Raw genomic sequence first — 12,250 nt, forward strand, 5'->3', positions numbered from 1 at the left:
GTGACGGAAACATGAATGACATATGAAACCGGGCCTGGTTGCCCGGCGTCAGCGGGCCCTGGTCGACAGCGTATCCAGTGCCTCCAGCACTGCCGCTACCGCGCGCGGGTGGCGCAGCAGCGAGACGTGGCCGATGCCCGTCAGTGCTATGTGATGCGCACCGTCCAGCCATGACGTGCACGCCGGACCCGAGATCGAGTCGTGCCAGCTGAAGATCGAGACGAGGCGCCCGCGCAGCCGCGGCGATTCGGCGGCGGCGAGCGCTTCCAGCCAGTCATTGCCGCAGTGCATCTGTTCGGCATTGCGCCCGGTGCCAAAGCGCGCCAGGGCGCAGCCGTGATGCGGACTGCCCAGCGTTACGGCGCCGGTGCAGATCTCATCGGTGCCGCCCAGCACCATCGCCGCGCGGGCGGCAAGCCCGCCCATGCTGTGGCAGACCAGCAACGGCGGCCGCCCCGTTTGGGTGGCAATCGCGCGCATGCGGTCCAGCAGCACCGGCGCGTAGTCGTCAATGCCGCCGAATACCGGCTCCAGGTCGATCGCCTCGCAGCGGTAGCCCGCCGCCGCCAGCGCCGGCTGGAGGTCGAGCCAGACTGCATGGTTGCAGGCGTAGCCGTGCACCAGCAGCACCGTGGGAGCATTGCGGCCGGGTGAGGTTTCGGCGAATTGGCGGTGAGAGAGGAACGGCTGCAGCCAGTTGAACATGCGGAACACGGCCGCGTATTCGGCGAGGTAGCAGGCGAGCGCCTCGGGTGCCCGCAATGGCCTGCGGCAGGCGGCAATATCGGAGGGAGCGGCCGGCGGAAGATCGGCGCGCCGGATGCCAAAGCCCCGCTTCGTCAGCACGAAGGCCTGTGCGATGCCCAGTCCCAGGCCCGCCAGGACGACCAGCACGCCGGCCGCCAGCGCGGCGGCCCAGCCCCAGCCCGCCAGCCACACCAGCGCGGCGCCGATACCGCATGCGGTGGCCGCCTGCATGGCCACCGCAATGCGGCGGATGCCGGCGGCGCTCAGGCTCATCGCTTGGGCTGGCGCAGATCGGTCAGTCGGGTGCCCGCAAGCCGGTCATGCAGGAACTGCCGGCGAGGGTCGAGCAGGGCCAGCAGGATCCAGATCAGCAGGCCGGCGCACAGCACGCCGACGAACGGCCCCTTAACCAGCCCGAGCGCGTGCCCCACGGCGGCCGAGGGCGGCAGCCAGAGCCACGCCAGCAGGTAGCGCAGCGCCGCCTGTGGCCAGCGTGGCGGCATGCCCCGCGCGTTTTCCACGCGCATGCGCCAGGTCTGCATTGCCAGGGTCTGGCCACTGCGCTGCCAGAACCATGTGAAATAGCAGCCGAGGATCAGGAAGCTCCACAGCTGCATCGAGACGGGGCTGTCGAGGCCGGTCTTCTGCAAGAAGGGGCGCAAGAGCAGATAGGCCGCCGTCGATGCGCTGAGCACACCGAACAGGAGCACGCCTTCGTACAGCATGCAGGTGAAGCGGCGCCGCAGCGGCGGGGCAGCGGCAACAGCTGCGGTGGTAGGTGCTGGGTCGATAGTGGCGGCGGGCATGGCGCGGGCGCGAGGAACGTTCTGCGGGCGTTTCGGTGTAGGCCAGTCCGGGGAGCCGCGGGCTTATCGGCTCGGTCGCGGTTCTGCCGGGCGGCAACTGCTGGATGCGACCACCGGCGCGGAGCGCGCCCGTAGCCTGCACGGAGTCGGCATTATGCCAAATGCAGGATGGTCTATTGGCGGATAGTAGCGTCCGCCGGCGTTGCGGCAGCGGCTTCTGAGCCTGCTTCGATCGTTGCGGGGGGCGGGCTCGCGGGCGAAGGTGCCACTGGCGCCGCAGCGGGACCGCTGGCCGGTGCCGTCGTGTTGACAGCCTTCGCGGCGCTTTCCGAGGCGGACTTGCCCCCTGCCAGCGGCGCCTGCTTCTTCTCCTGCCGCAGCTGCCGGGTGGTGTCGCCGGGCAGGCGCTTGCCGCTGGGCAATGCGCTGACCGCACCGGGGCGGCGCGGCACGCGTTCGGCGGCTGCCAGATTCTTCTTCTGCTCTTCCGGCAATTGCTGGTATTTGTCCCAGGCCTCGGCCTTCTTTTCAGGCGGCAGGGAGCGGGTGATCTGGTAGTTCTCGCGCGCCAGCCGGCGCTGCTGCGGCGTCAGCTTTACCCATTCGCCCATGCGCGTCTGCAGCCGGGCCTGCTCGGCCGGCGAGAACTTGGGATACCGGTCCGCGATGCGCAGCCATTTGCGGCGGTTGAGTTCCGGCAGCGTGTCCCAGAGCGGCTCGAGCGGCGCCAGGATGCGCTGGTGCACCGGACTCAACTCGGACCAGGCGGGATGGGCGTTGATGACTTGCGGCGCCGACGCCGATGCCGGCCCCTGCGCATGGGCGGCGGGCGGCATCAGGCACCAGAGCGCGGCCGCACCCAAGCCGGCCAGCAACAGCGCGGCGAGCCGGCGTCGCGGTGCGTCGGAGCAGGTGGTTGCGCGAGCCATGCTATTGCCCGCGCTTGAGGAACACGTGGAAGCCCTGGTCGGCGTATGCCGTGGGGGGGAGGTCGTCGAGCAGCATGGCGGCATCGATGTCCGCCAGTTCCTCGACACGTTTTTGCTGCTGCCAGTGGTAGATGCCGATCAGGCCGGCACCCAGCGCCACCAGGGTCCAGACCAGGGCGCCACGACGCAGCCACGCACCGGCGCGGTGCAGTGGCGTGTCCTCGTCTTCTTCGAACACCGGCGAGTGCCCGCCCGGCATGGCCAGCTGCGGCACGCGCACGGGCGCTTCGGCCTTCTTGCGTGCGAGCGCCATCCGGCGCGCGGCGGCAAGCCGGTCGGTCAGATCTGCCGGGAGTTCGTCCGTGGCAGCGTCTAGCGCTGTCCGGATCTCGTGGGCAAAGCGGCGTTCCTGGATTTCTCTGTCGTTTCTGCTCATAGTCGGATCCCCCGCGCGCGCAAGGCTTGTGCCAGTGTGTGCGTGGCACGGGAACAATGCGTCTTGACGCTGCCTTCTGAGCACCCCATGACCGCGGCGGTTTCGGCGACGTCCATATCCTCCCAGTAACGCATCAGGAAAGCTTCGCGTTGACGCGTGGGCAGACGCTGGATCTCCTGCTCGATGATATGCATGACCTGGGCCCGTTCCACCTTGTCGGCGCTGCTTTCGGCCGATTCCGAGCCGGCCTGCGCCTCCAGGGTGTCGAGTAAGTCATTATCGTCGCCATCGCGGTCGTCGCGCAGGCTGGAAAACAGCGAGACCCAGGTGTTGCGGACCTTCTGGCGGCGGAACCAGTCGTGGATGGTGTTCTGGAGAATGCGCTGGAACAGCGGAGGCAGCTCGGCGGCGCTCTTGTCGCCATACTTTTCAGCAAGCTTGATCATGGCGTCCTGGACGATGTCCAGGGCTGCCTCGTCGTCACGTACCGCAAAGACGGCCTGCTTGAAGGCGCGCCGCTCGACGCTGGCGAGAAAATCGGAGAGTTCCTGATCGGTGGCCATGCAGGCGAAATGCGGGGACGTAGGCTCAATGCTGACGGATGTGCTGCGTACGGCCTGCGGCACGTCCAAAATGGTGCGATCCTAGCAAAAAACAGGTGCCCGTGACCACTCCTGTATTTTGCTGAATACATGCAGGCCCCCAAGACCGCGCTGCCGGATGCCGGTTTGCGCCGACGAAGACCGCATATGGCAGCAAAAGACCGTAGACCGCGCTGGTGCATTGCAGTATCATCAGCGGTTCACGACATCAGTGGTTGTCTCATCCGGCCGCTTATGAGGCGGTCTTCCATGCAGACGCGCACCGCTTGAACCCGTGCCACAAGCCCGGCAGAGAGCATCCAAACAATTTTTTGCCGAAAATTGCAAAGGACTGAAATGAACATGCCCAGCGCGGAATTCCACGCAGACAGCAATTCATCTGCCGCACCCGAAATGATCGGGGCGGAAATTCTCGTTCACGCACTTGCCGAAGAAGGCGTCGAGTACGTCTGGGGCTACCCCGGCGGCGCAGTGCTGTATATCTACGACGAGCTCCACAAGCAAAAGAAGTTCGAGCACATCCTGGTGCGCCACGAGCAGGCCGCGGTTCACGCCGCAGACGGCTATGCACGGGCAACCGGCAAGGTGGGCGTCGCCCTGGTGACCTCGGGTCCCGGCGTGACCAATGCCGTCACCGGCATTGCCACGGCCTATCTCGACTCGATCCCGATGGTGGTGATCACCGGCAACGTGCCGACCCACGCCATTGGCCAGGATGCGTTCCAGGAGTGCGACACGGTCGGCATTACGCGCCCGATCGTCAAGCACAACTTCCTGGTGAAGGACGTGCGCGATCTCGCGGCGACCATCAAGAAGGCGTTCTTCATTGCAGCTACCGGCCGTCCGGGCCCGGTGGTGGTGGATATTCCCAAGGACGTTTCCCGCAATTCCTGCAAGTACGAGTACCCCAAGTCGATCGACATGCGCTCGTACAACCCGGTGAACAAGGGTCACTCGGGCCAGATCCGCAAGGCTGTGGCGCTGCTGCAGGGTGCCGAACGTCCGTATATCTATGCCGGCGGCGGCGTGGTGCTGGCCAATGCCAGCGACGAGCTGCGCCAGCTGGCGGCGATCACCGGCCATCCGGTCACCAACACGCTGATGGGCCTGGGCTCGTTCCCCGGTACCAGCAAGCAGTTCGTCGGCATGCTAGGCATGCACGGCACGTATGAAGCCAACATGGCCATGCAGAACTGCGACGTGCTGATCGCGATCGGTGCCCGCTTCGATGACCGCGTGATCGGCAACCCGGCGCACTTCACATCGCAGGCGCGCAAGATCATCCATATCGACATCGACCCGTCGTCGATCTCGAAGCGCGTCAAGGTGGATATCCCCATCGTCGGCAACGTCAAGGACGTGCTGCAGGAACTGATCGCCCAGCTCCAGGCCAGCGAGGTCAAGCCCAAGCGCGAGGCCCTGGCCAGGTGGTGGGACCAGATCGAGCAATGGCGCTCGGTGGATTGCCTGAAGTACGACCGCAGCTCCGAGATCATCAAGCCGCAGTACGTGGTGGAAAAGATCTGGGAACTGACCCATGGCGATGCCTTCATCTGCTCGGACGTCGGCCAGCACCAGATGTGGGCCGCGCAGTTCTACAAGTTCAACGAGCCGCGCCGCTGGATCAACTCCGGCGGCCTGGGCACGATGGGTGTGGGCCTGCCGTACGCGATGGGCATCAAGAAGGCATTCCCGGACAAGGAAGTCGTCACGATCACCGGCGAAGGCTCGATCCAGATGTGCATCCAGGAGCTGTCGACCTGCCTGCAGTACGACACCCCGGTGAAGATCTGCTCGCTCAACAACGGCTATCTGGGCATGGTGCGCCAGTGGCAGGAGATCGAGTACGACAATCGTTACTCGCATTCCTACATGGACGCGCTGCCTGACTTCGTCAAGCTGGCCGAGGCCTACGGGCACATCGGCATGCGTGTCGAGAAGACTGCCGACGTCGAGCCCGCCCTGCGCGAGGCATTCCGCCTGAAGGACCGCACCGTGTTCCTGGATTTCCAGACCGATCCCACCGAAAACGTCTGGCCGATGGTCCAGGCAGGCAAGGGCATTTCCGAAATGCTGCTCGGCGCGGAGGACCTGTAATGCGACACATCATTTCGGTCCTGCTGGAAAACGAACCGGGCGCGCTGTCGCGCGTGGTCGGCCTGTTCTCGGCTCGTGGCTACAACATCGAGACGCTGACGGTGGCGCCTACCGAGGACGCCTCGCTGTCGCGCATGACGATCGTCACCTCCGGCTCGGATGACGTGATCGAACAGATCACCAAGCACCTGAACCGCCTGGTGGAAGTGGTCAAGGTGGTCGACCTGACCGAAGGCGCGCATATCGAGCGCGAGCTGATGCTCGTCAAGGTGCGCGCCGTCGGCAAGGAACGCGAGGAAATGAAGCGCACCGCCGATATCTTCCGCGGCCGCATCATCGACGTGACCGAGAAGACCTACACCATCGAGCTGACCGGCAACGGCGTCAAGCTCGATGCGTTCCTCGATGCGATCGACCGCACCGCGATCCTGGAGACCGTCCGTACCGGCGGCTCTGGCATCGGCCGCGGCGAACGCATCCTGAAGGTCTGACCGGCTTCACCGGACGCACACACAGATTCAAGCAGTATCCCCCCGGCGGCGCGACCCGGGCGCACACGATGCGACAGATGACGCTGCCTCCCTCATACAAAAATTGAGACTGAAGGATTTATCATGAAAGTGTTTTACGACAAGGACGCCGACCTCTCGCTGATCAAGGGCAAGAACGTCACCATCATCGGCTATGGCTCGCAGGGCCACGCCCACGCGCTGAACCTGAAGGATTCGGGCGTCAACGTGACGGTCGGCCTGCGCAAGAGCGGCGCGTCGTGGAACAAGGCCGTGAACGCAGGCCTGCAAGTCAAGGAAGTGGCCGAGGCCGTGAAGGGCGCCGACGTGGTCATGATCCTGCTGCCGGACGAGCAGATCGCCGACGTCTACAAGAACGAAGTGCACGCCAACATCAAGGAAGGCGCAGCGCTGGCCTTTGCCCACGGCTTCAACGTGCACTACGGTGCCGTGGTGCCGCGTGCCGACCTCGACGTCATCATGATCGCGCCGAAGGCACCGGGCCACACCGTGCGCGCCACTTACACGCAAGGTGGCGGCGTGCCGCACCTGATCGCCGTGCACCAGAACAAGTCCGGCGCTGCCCGTGACATCGCCCTGTCGTATGCCACCGCCAATGGCGGCGGCCGTGCCGGCATCATCGAGACCAACTTCCGCGAAGAAACCGAAACCGACCTGTTCGGCGAACAGGCCGTGCTGTGCGGCGGTACCGTCGAGCTGATCAAGGCCGGCTTCGAGACGCTGGTGGAAGCCGGCTACGCGCCGGAAATGGCCTACTTCGAGTGCCTGCACGAACTGAAGCTGATCGTCGACCTGATTTATGAAGGCGGCATCGCCAACATGAACTACTCGATCTCGAACAACGCGGAATACGGCGAATACGTCACCGGTCCGCGCGTCGTGACCGAAGAGACCAAGAAGGCGATGAAGCAGTGCCTGAAGGACATCCAGACCGGCGAATACGCTAAGAGCTTCCTGCTCGAGAACAAGGCCGGCGCTCCGACCCTGAGCTCGCGCCGCCGCCTGACCGCCGAGCACCAGATCGAAGAAGTGGGTGCCAAGCTGCGTGCGATGATGCCGTGGATTGCCAAGAACAAGATGGTCGACCAGTCGAAGAACTAAGCTGCCAGCCAGTCTGATGGCCTGCCGCCGTCCGGCGGCAGGCCGGGGCCGTTCAGCGTTTCGCGCCATGCCTTCTATAGTCAGAAGGGATTCGCGCGGAGCCTGAACGGCTTTTTGTTATCCTTGTCAGACTTCAGGCAAGGCGTGCCTTATCCTGCCCGCAGCACTGCCCTGGCAGCCATATTGCATCCTGGTCACGGCCCGGCGCAAAAAGCGCGCTGGCGTGCCTCTTTGTACAACCCGAAACAAGCACTGCATGAACTATCCTCATCCGCTGATCGCCCGTGAAGGCTGGCCGTTCCTGGCCGGCGCCTTTGTCATCTCGCTGCTGGTGCATGCCAGTGCGGGCTTCTGGTGGGCATTGCCGCTGTGGATCATCACGCTGTTCGTGCTGCAATTCTTCCGCGATCCGCCGCGGCCGATCCCGTCGCAGCCGAACGCCGTGCTGGCGCCGGCCGATGGCCGCATCGTGTCCGTCGAGAAGGTGCAGGATCCTTATGCCGGGCGTGAGGCGCTGAAGATCAGCGTGTTCATGAACGTGTTCAACGTGCACTCGAACCGCGCTTCGGTGGATGGCAAGGTCGAGAAGCTCGAATATTTCGCTGGCAAGTTTGTTAACGCCGACCTGGACAAGGCGTCGAGCGAGAACGAACGCAATGCCGTCGTGATTCGCCGCGTCGCGGACGGCCAGCTGGTCACGCTGGTGCAGGTGGCCGGCCTGGTGGCGCGACGTATCCTGTGCTACACCAAGGTGGGCGACAACCTGTCGCGCGGCCAGCGCTATGGCTTTATCCGCTTCGGCTCGCGGGTTGACGTGTATCTGCCGCTGGACGCGCGTCCGCGCGTCACGATTGGCGAGAAAGTATCGGCATCGTCGACGATTCTTGCCGAGCTGGATGAGCAGAAGTAAGCGCCGGTCCGACCAGGAGAACGCGATGGTTGCCTTCAACCGACGTAACAAGCGGGCCAGCAACGGCAATGTGACCCACCTGCGGCCGTTCCGCCACAACCAGTTGCGCGGCGCGGAGGATTTCGACGACGAAGCGGCCGACGATCACGATATCGAGTACGTGCGTCCGCGCCGGCGCGGCATCTACCTGCTGCCCAACGCATTTACGACCGCTGCGCTATTTGCCGGCTTCTTCGCCATCGTCCAGGCGATGAACATGCGCTTCGATGTGGCCGCCATCGCGATCTTCGCCGCCATGGTGCTCGATGGCATGGACGGCCGCGTGGCCCGCATCACCAATACCCAGAGCGCGTTCGGCGAGCAATACGACTCGCTGTCCGACATGACCTCGTTTGGCGTCGCGCCGGCGCTGGTGATGTACGAATGGATCCTGCATGACCTAGGCAAGTGGGGCTGGATCGCGGCCTTTGTCTACTGCACATGCGCCGCGCTGCGGCTGGCCCGCTTCAACGCCAATATCGGCGTGGTCGACAAGCGCTTTTTCCAGGGCCTGCCGAGTCCGGCAGCCGCTGCGCTGGTGGCGGGCTTCGTCTGGCTGGTGATCGACAACAAGCTGCCGGTCAAGGAGCTGTGGATGCCGTGGGTGGCGTTCGGCATCACGCTGTATGCGGGGCTTTCGATGGTGTCGAATGCGCCGTTCTATAGCGGCAAGGCGCTCGACGTGCGGTACCGCGTGCCGTTCGGCATGATGGTGCTTGTGCTCGTTCTGTTCGTGGTGGTTTCGACCGATCCGCCGGTTGCGTTGTTCGGCCTGTTCGTGGCCTACGCGATCTCGGGTTACCTGCTCTGGGGGTGGCGTGCCTTGCACGGCCAGCCGGGCGGAGTGAAGAAGCAGCGCGACAACGGAAGCAAGATTTCCTGAGTTGCGGGAAGGGAAGGGCGCTGCGGCGCCCTTCGTGCTTTGCAGGACCAGGAAATTCACAATTGTTTTCATGCCGCGGCCAGGAAGGCGTGGCACTCTGCAGTGTTTTCCACTCACCGTCAGGAGAATGTCATGGGTATGTTCGACTTCATCAAGGAAGCGGGTGAAAAGCTGTTCGGCAGCGGCGAGGCCAAGGCCGCCCAGGACGCGGCCGCGGCGGATGCCTCGGCAGAGAAGGTTGACGCCGCCAACCGCGCCGCGGGCGACGCCATCGAGGCCTACATCAATAAAATGGGGCTCGATGCCACCGGCCTGATGGTGCAGGTGGATGGTTCCCAGGGACTGGTCACGGTATTCGGCGTGGCGCCCGACCAGGCCACGCGCGAGAAGATCATCCTCTGCTGCGGCAATGTCGAAGGCGTGGACAAGGTAGAGGACAAGATGTCGGTCAACGTGGACTCCGCCGAGTCCCAGTGGCATACCGTGGTAAAGGGTGACACGCTGTGGGCGATTTCGCAGGCGGCTTACGGCAACGGCGCGGAGTACAACCGGATCTTCGAAGCCAACCAGCCCATGCTGACCCATCCCGACAAGATCTACCCGGGCCAGAAGCTGCGCATCCCTCCCAAGGGCTGAGTGTCCGGACACACATAGCCGCGGGGCGCGCTGGCGCAATCCCTGTGTTGCACACACGCGCCAACTCGGCTATAGTCGCTCACATGATTTCGCGCCAAGTCCTACTCGCCCGCACCAGCCTAGGTGGCCTACTACGCCATCAGGTCGGGACGCGCGCGCGCTAAGGACAAGACTCACCCTTAGCGCGAAATCCGCAAGGAATTTTTTCAACGCCCCGGCCTGCATCTTTGCACGCCGGGGCGTTTTGCATTCCACTTTCGCGGACAGCGGGACAAGCGGAAATCCCCGGCGGCAGATGTCGGGGACAGCACACGATAAAGTACAGGAGCTCCACAAATGTCTGACAAACTCATCATTTTCGACACCACCTTGCGTGACGGCGAACAATCGCCCGGCGCCTCCATGACCCGCGAGGAAAAGATCCGCATCGCGCGCCAGCTGGAACGCCTGAAGGTCGACGTGATCGAGGCCGGCTTTGCGGCAAGCTCCAACGGTGACTTCGAAGCCATCCGCGCCATCGCGCAGACCGTCAAGGACTCGACCATCTGCTCGCTGGCCCGCGCCAACGACAAGGACATCGCCCGCGCGGCCGAGGCGCTCAAGCCTGCCAATTCCTTCCGTATCCATACGTTCATCGCCACATCGGCGCTGCACATGGAGAAGAAGCTGCGCATGACCCCTGACCAGGTGTATGAGCAGGCCCGTCTCGCCGTGCGCTTCGCGCGCCAGTTCACCGACGACATCGAGTTCTCGCCGGAAGACGGCAGCCGCTCGGACATGGACTTCCTCTGCCGCGTGCTGGAAGGCGTGATCGCCGAAGGCGCCACCACGATCAACCTGCCGGATACCGTGGGTTATGCGGTGCCGGAAGGCTACGCCGACCTGATCCGCTCGGTGCGCGAACGCATCCCCAATTCCGACAAGGCGGTCTGGTCGGTGCACTGCCACAACGACCTCGGCATGGCCGTGGCGAACTCGCTGGCAGCAGTCAAGCTCGGCGGCGCGCGCCAGATCGAGTGCACGATCAACGGCCTGGGCGAACGTGCCGGCAACACCAGCCTTGAAGAAGTGGTGATGGCGGTGAAGACCCGCCGCGATTACTTCGACCTCGACGTCGGCATCGACACCACGCAGATCGTGCCTGCCTCCAAGCTGGTCTCGCAGATCACCGGTTTCGTGGTGCAGCCGAACAAGGCCGTGGTCGGTGCCAACGCCTTTGCGCATGCTTCCGGCATCCACCAGGACGGCGTGCTCAAGGCGCGCGACACCTACGAAATCATGCGCGCCGAGGACGTGGGCTGGAGCGCGAACAAGATCGTGCTGGGCAAGCTCTCCGGCCGCAATGCTTTCAAGCAGCGCCTGCAGGAGCTCGGCATCGAGCTCGACAGCGAGAGCGAAGTCAACGCCGCCTTCACTCGCTTCAAGGAGCTGGCCGACCAGAAGGCCGAGATCTTCGACGAAGACATCGTCGCGATCGTCTCTGACGAGGCGCATGACGCCAACGAGCACTATCGTTTCATCTCGCTGTCGCAGCATTCGGAAACCGGCGAGCGCCCGCATGCGAAGGTCGTGTTCAACATGGACGGTCAGGAAATGACGGGCGAAGGCGAGGGCAACGGCCCGGTCGACGCCACGCTGCATGCCATCGAAGGCAAGGTCAACAGCGGCGCGGAACTGGTGCTGTATTCGGTCAATGCCATCACCACCGGCACCCAGGCCCAGGGCGAAGTGACTGTGCGCCTGTCCAAGGCCGGCCGTATCGTCAACGGCGTCGGCACCGATCCGGACATCGTCGCGGCATCGGCCAAGGCTTACCTGGCGGCCCTGAACAAGCTGCACGACAAGGCCGTGCAGAAGATCAACCCGCAGATCTGACCCGCGATCTGCGCAGGTGGCGAAAGGCTTATCAGGCCTGAGCATCCGAACCAGCCCGCCATTCCCTATCCGGGAATGGCGGGCTTTTTCATGGATGCGCGATTGGCAGCAGCCCGTTTTGCTCAGCGGCGCCGATCGGGGTCATTGAGTGGATCCGGCGTGATCTGGGTCTGGCGCAGGACGCCGCTGTCATCAAAGTAGAAATTGAAGAGCGATGGCCAGAGGTTCTCATGGCGGAACCGGTAGCTCCAGACCTCGCGCTTCATCAGCGGGTAGTACTGGATGGGCTCGCGCGTCCTGCCGTAGTGCTCCAGCACATCCTGTCTGGTCCAGGTGCCGACCCTGGCCTTGTACAGCTCCTGCGTTTCCAGCATGTTGCGGAACTGGGTCAGGCTGCCGTTTCGATCGAAATCCGCAGCATAGGCCTGCTGGCCCAGCGGTTGTTTGGAGTAGATCCAGCGCGTGGTGCCGTCCGGCAGATTGAACACATCAGTTGGCTGCCCGAAGCGCGCCTGAACGGCGCTCTGGGGCGACCCGATCAGCTTTTGTCCCTCCTGTACCGGAAGCAGCGTGGTGCAGGCCGAGAGCGCGGTCGCCAGCGCGACGACCAGCCAACGGGCGGCGCGACGGGAAACGGTTTTCATGCATTGACCTCCTGG

Annotated in this window: 13 protein-coding genes; 7 read left to right on the top strand and 6 right to left on the bottom strand. The window is 64.2% G+C overall.

Going from position 1 to position 12,250, the window contains the following annotated elements:
- Nucleotides 1-48: 48 nt before the first annotated feature.
- The 5 genes from RM96_RS12830 to RM96_RS12850 form a co-directional block, all read right to left on the bottom strand.
- Nucleotides 49-1,020, bottom strand: coding sequence for a lipase family alpha/beta hydrolase (locus RM96_RS12830; RefSeq protein WP_039010952.1), 972 nt, complete (start codon nt 1,018-1,020; stop codon nt 49-51).
- Nucleotides 1,017-1,553: an RDD family protein gene (locus RM96_RS12835; RefSeq protein ID WP_039010953.1), complete on the bottom strand. Its 537-nt coding sequence runs from the start codon at nt 1,551-1,553 to the stop codon at nt 1,017-1,019. The genes RM96_RS12830 and RM96_RS12835 overlap by 4 nt, the downstream gene beginning before the upstream one ends.
- Before the next feature lie 173 nt (nt 1,554-1,726).
- Nucleotides 1,727-2,482 (bottom strand): DUF3106 domain-containing protein, encoded by a 756-nt coding sequence (locus tag RM96_RS12840; protein WP_039010954.1) that lies wholly within the window; start codon nt 2,480-2,482, stop codon nt 1,727-1,729.
- Nucleotide 2,483: 1 nt separating this feature from the next.
- The gene (locus RM96_RS12845) at nt 2,484-2,918 is read right to left on the bottom strand and encodes a DUF3619 family protein (protein WP_039010956.1); all 435 of its coding nucleotides are present in this window, start codon (nt 2,916-2,918) and stop codon (nt 2,484-2,486) included.
- Nucleotides 2,915-3,481 (bottom strand): RNA polymerase sigma factor, encoded by a 567-nt coding sequence (locus tag RM96_RS12850; RefSeq protein WP_039010957.1) that lies wholly within the window; start codon nt 3,479-3,481, stop codon nt 2,915-2,917. Before RM96_RS12850 ends, RM96_RS12845 begins: the two co-directional genes overlap by 4 nt.
- Nucleotides 3,482-3,856: 375 nt before the next feature.
- Here RM96_RS12850 and RM96_RS12855 point away from each other — a divergent pair, with 375 nt between their 5' ends.
- The 7 genes from RM96_RS12855 to RM96_RS12885 all read left to right on the top strand — a co-directional run bounded on the left by RM96_RS12855 (nt 3,857) and on the right by RM96_RS12885 (nt 11,591).
- Entirely contained in the window at nt 3,857-5,617 is a 1,761-nt protein-coding gene (locus RM96_RS12855) for an acetolactate synthase 3 catalytic subunit (protein WP_039010958.1), read from the top strand.
- The gene (gene ilvN, locus RM96_RS12860) at nt 5,617-6,108 is read left to right on the top strand and encodes an acetolactate synthase small subunit (RefSeq protein ID WP_010809144.1); all 492 of its coding nucleotides are present in this window, start codon (nt 5,617-5,619) and stop codon (nt 6,106-6,108) included. Before RM96_RS12855 ends, ilvN begins: the two co-directional genes overlap by 1 nt.
- A 123-nt stretch (nt 6,109-6,231) precedes the next feature.
- Nucleotides 6,232-7,248 (top strand): ketol-acid reductoisomerase, encoded by a 1,017-nt coding sequence (ilvC, locus tag RM96_RS12865; protein WP_039010959.1) that lies wholly within the window; start codon nt 6,232-6,234, stop codon nt 7,246-7,248.
- 256 nt (nt 7,249-7,504) lie between these two features.
- Nucleotides 7,505-8,158: a phosphatidylserine decarboxylase gene (locus RM96_RS12870; RefSeq protein WP_039010960.1), complete on the top strand. Its 654-nt coding sequence runs from the start codon at nt 7,505-7,507 to the stop codon at nt 8,156-8,158.
- A gap of 25 nt (nt 8,159-8,183) precedes the next feature.
- Nucleotides 8,184-9,080, top strand: coding sequence for a CDP-diacylglycerol--serine O-phosphatidyltransferase (gene pssA / locus RM96_RS12875; RefSeq protein ID WP_039010962.1), 897 nt, complete (start codon nt 8,184-8,186; stop codon nt 9,078-9,080).
- Between the two features lie 132 nt (nt 9,081-9,212).
- On the top strand, nt 9,213-9,716 hold the full coding sequence (lysM, locus tag RM96_RS12880; RefSeq protein WP_039010964.1) for a peptidoglycan-binding protein LysM: 504 nt from the start codon (nt 9,213-9,215) through the stop codon (nt 9,714-9,716).
- Between the two features lie 336 nt (nt 9,717-10,052).
- Nucleotides 10,053-11,591 carry a 2-isopropylmalate synthase gene (locus RM96_RS12885; RefSeq protein ID WP_039010965.1) on the top strand — a complete coding sequence of 513 codons (1,539 nt, stop codon included), beginning with the start codon at nt 10,053-10,055 and terminating at the stop codon, nt 11,589-11,591.
- A 122-nt stretch (nt 11,592-11,713) separates the two neighbouring features.
- On the opposite strand, the gene RM96_RS12890 is transcribed toward RM96_RS12885, so the two are convergent.
- Nucleotides 11,714-12,235, bottom strand: a complete 522-nt coding sequence (locus tag RM96_RS12890; RefSeq protein ID WP_039010967.1) for a hypothetical protein — start codon at nt 12,233-12,235, stop codon at nt 11,714-11,716.
- Nucleotides 12,236-12,250: the final 15 nt, after the last annotated feature.

This window comes from Cupriavidus sp. IDO (genome assembly GCF_000812465.1).
Lineage (GTDB): Bacteria > Pseudomonadota > Gammaproteobacteria > Burkholderiales > Burkholderiaceae > Cupriavidus.

Bases quoted from the DNA above. Each gene is read 5' to 3' on its own strand.
- RM96_RS12830 (WP_039010952.1), bottom strand. From the start codon at position 1,020: ATGAGCCTGAGCGCCGCCGGCATCCGCCGCATTGCGGTGGCCATGCAG.
- RM96_RS12835 (WP_039010953.1), bottom strand. From the start codon at position 1,553: ATGCCCGCCGCCACTATCGACCCAGCACCTACCACCGCAGCTGTTGCC.
- RM96_RS12840 (WP_039010954.1), bottom strand. From the start codon at position 2,482: ATGGCTCGCGCAACCACCTGCTCCGACGCACCGCGACGCCGGCTCGCC.
- RM96_RS12845 (WP_039010956.1), bottom strand. From the start codon at position 2,918: ATGAGCAGAAACGACAGAGAAATCCAGGAACGCCGCTTTGCCCACGAG.
- RM96_RS12850 (WP_039010957.1), bottom strand. From the start codon at position 3,481: ATGGCCACCGATCAGGAACTCTCCGATTTTCTCGCCAGCGTCGAGCGG.
- RM96_RS12855 (WP_039010958.1), top strand. From the start codon at position 3,857: ATGAACATGCCCAGCGCGGAATTCCACGCAGACAGCAATTCATCTGCC.
- ilvN (WP_010809144.1), top strand. From the start codon at position 5,617: ATGCGACACATCATTTCGGTCCTGCTGGAAAACGAACCGGGCGCGCTG.
- ilvC (WP_039010959.1), top strand. From the start codon at position 6,232: ATGAAAGTGTTTTACGACAAGGACGCCGACCTCTCGCTGATCAAGGGC.
- RM96_RS12870 (WP_039010960.1), top strand. From the start codon at position 7,505: ATGAACTATCCTCATCCGCTGATCGCCCGTGAAGGCTGGCCGTTCCTG.
- pssA (WP_039010962.1), top strand. From the start codon at position 8,184: ATGGTTGCCTTCAACCGACGTAACAAGCGGGCCAGCAACGGCAATGTG.
- lysM (WP_039010964.1), top strand. From the start codon at position 9,213: ATGGGTATGTTCGACTTCATCAAGGAAGCGGGTGAAAAGCTGTTCGGC.
- RM96_RS12885 (WP_039010965.1), top strand. From the start codon at position 10,053: ATGTCTGACAAACTCATCATTTTCGACACCACCTTGCGTGACGGCGAA.
- RM96_RS12890 (WP_039010967.1), bottom strand. From the start codon at position 12,235: ATGAAAACCGTTTCCCGTCGCGCCGCCCGTTGGCTGGTCGTCGCGCTG.